This is a genomic window from Micromonospora sp. NPDC023888 (assembly GCF_040639415.1).
GTDB lineage: Bacteria > Actinomycetota > Actinomycetes > Mycobacteriales > Micromonosporaceae > Micromonospora.
In genome coordinates, this window is sequence record NZ_JBEZZW010000096.1 from 1 (window position 1) to 1,556 (window position 1,556).

Annotated in this window: 2 protein-coding genes; both read left to right on the forward strand. The window is 72.1% G+C overall.

What is annotated here, in order from left to right:
- Positions 1-1,298 (forward strand): DUF6049 family protein (locus AB0F61_RS34180; protein ID WP_357818532.1); only part of this gene is annotated, 1,298 nt, incomplete at its 5' end.
- A gap of 46 nt (positions 1,299-1,344) precedes the next feature.
- The coding region (locus AB0F61_RS34185) for a hypothetical protein (protein WP_357818534.1) at positions 1,345-1,556 on the forward strand (212 nt) is incomplete at its 3' end.

A 1,556-nucleotide genomic window follows, 5' to 3' on the forward strand; every position in this document is an offset into this window, starting at 1 on the left:
GGGCCGTCGACCCGTCGATCATCGACATCGCCACCTCCGCGGGTGCCGACAAGGTGATCGCCCGCAACGACAGCATCCGCGACGAGCTGCCCTACACGCCCAACGCCGCTCGTCCCATCGGGGGCGGCACCACCGCCGTCGTGGCCGACGCGTCACTGTCCACGGCCTTCGAGGGCGACATGACGCGGGCGGGCGACTCGACGCTGGCCGTCCAGCAGTTCCTCGCCCACACCCTCGCGGTGACCCAGCAGCAGCCGGGCAAGCTGCGCAGCATCGTGGTCGCCCCGCAGCGGATGCCGACCGCCGCCCAGGCCCAGTCGATGGCCACCGCACTGCGCGCCCTGTCCGCCCAGCGCTGGTCCCAGCCCAGCGACCTGCTCACGGCGGCCGCGGCCAAGCCCGACGACCGGGCCACGACGAAGGTCCCGGGCGCCCGGAAGTACCCGGCCAAGCTCCGCAAGCGGGAGCTGCCCGTGCAGGCCTTCCAGGCCATGAAGGTCACCCAGGACACCCTGGACAACTTCAAGGTCATCCTGACCATGGCGTCCCGGGTCGTGACGCCCTTCGGCAACGCGATCAACCGGGAGATGTCGACGTCCTGGCGCGGCCGCGCCGAGCCGGCGGCGGCGTACCGGCAGAGCGTCCAGGTCCACCTGCTCGATCTGACCTCCGAGGTCCAGCTGATCGAGAAGTCCGACCTCACCCTCTCGGGGCGCAGCGCCACCATCCCGGTAACGGTCCAGAACCAGCTGCTCCAGGACGTCGAGCACCTCGTGCTGCGCCTGACGTCGACCAAGCCGACCCGGCTGAAGCTGAACGGCGGCGATGCCGTGGCCGAGCTGCCGGTGACGATCGCCGGCGGGCACAGCCAGTCGGTGAAGTTCACGGCCTCCGCCAACGCCAACGGTCCGGTCCCGATGACGGCCCAGCTGTACACGGAGGACGGCAAGCCGTACGGCAAGCCGATGACCTTCACCGTCAAGGTCTCCGAGATCACGCCCACGGTGATGCTGGTCATCGCCGGCGGCTTCCTGCTGCTCGCTCTCGCCGGCATCCGGATGTACACCCACCGCAAGCGCGCCGCCGCGCGCGACGCGGACGCGGCCGACGCACCGGAGGCGGAACCGCAAGCCGGGGACGCTCCGGAAGCGGACCCGGAGGACGACGCGGAGGCGGGCCCTGACGCCGACGGTCCGGCTGCGCGGAGTGACGAACCCGAGCAGCCGAGTGACCCGACGCCGGACACCGGAGCGCAAAGCACCGACCCGTCGGGCCAGGGTGAGAAAGTGGACCGTTGAGCGATGTCGTGGCCGGTCGGCCGGGGACGATGAGGTGGGGTAAACCATGAACGCGCCGTACGACGGTGACCGCGGTCAGGGCGCGGGCGGCGGCAGCGCGCCCTCCGGCGAGGCGTTCCCCGCGGCGGGCCACGTCCCGCCCCCGGCACAGCCTCCCGCCCCGGATCCGTACGTCCAGCACGCCTACGAGCAGGACCCGTACGGCAGCCACGACCTCGCCGCGCAGGACCCGGTCGGCGAGGCGCTCTACGACCGGGC